Source organism: Nitratidesulfovibrio liaohensis, from assembly GCF_011682075.1.
Lineage (GTDB): Bacteria > Desulfobacterota > Desulfovibrionia > Desulfovibrionales > Desulfovibrionaceae > Cupidesulfovibrio > Cupidesulfovibrio liaohensis.
The window spans coordinates 1-650 of record NZ_VSMK01000749.1 but is presented as its reverse complement, the minus strand read 5'-3'; the positions used below and the strand labels follow the sequence as shown (position 1 = coordinate 650).

1 pseudogene is annotated in these 650 nt (G+C 72.8%); it reads left to right on the top strand.

Annotation, left to right across the window (positions count from 1 at the left end):
• Window positions 1–650, top strand: a pseudogene (locus FVW27_RS18545) (replication restart helicase PriA); the annotation flags it as partial.

The following is a 650-nucleotide window of genomic DNA, read 5'->3' as shown; positions in this document are numbered from 1 at the left end:
GTACGCCGTGCCGCCGTGGCTGCCGCCGCAGGCGTGGCGGCGGGGTACGCGGGTGGCCGTGCCGCTGGGCAACGGAACGGTGCGCGTGGGCGTGCTGCTGGACGATGAAGCGCATGCGGCGGCAAGCGTGGGCGCGCTGCCGGAAGGCGTGGTGGCCCGGCCCATGCTGTGGCCGCTGGAGCGCAAGCCGCTGCTGGACACCGGGTACCTGGACATGGTGCGCCAGTTGGCGCTGCGCCAGGCAGCGAGTGAAGGGCAGATACTGGGCAACTTTCTGCCCGTGGGGCTGCGCACCACCCAGGTGCGGCTGCGCTTTTTCGAGGACGGGCGGGCGCGCACGCTGAAGTTCCGCGACCTTGTGCCTCTGGCCGGCAAGGACCCTTCTGCCCTGCACCGTCTTGGCCAGGCCTGGATGGATGGCCGGGGCGAGGTGCTGGACAAGGCGGAGGACGCCGCCGACGCGGAACTGTGCGCAGTGACGGCGGACCCGCCGTGGCCGGTGCGGCCTTCCGCCGTGCGCCAGGTGCAACTGCTGGAATACCTGTGGGACAAGGGGTCGGCCAGCCGCCGCGCCGTACTGCGCGACCTTGGCGCCGCCTCGGCCACGGCGCTGGAGGGGCTGCTGAAGCGCGGGCTTGTGGCGGTGACCC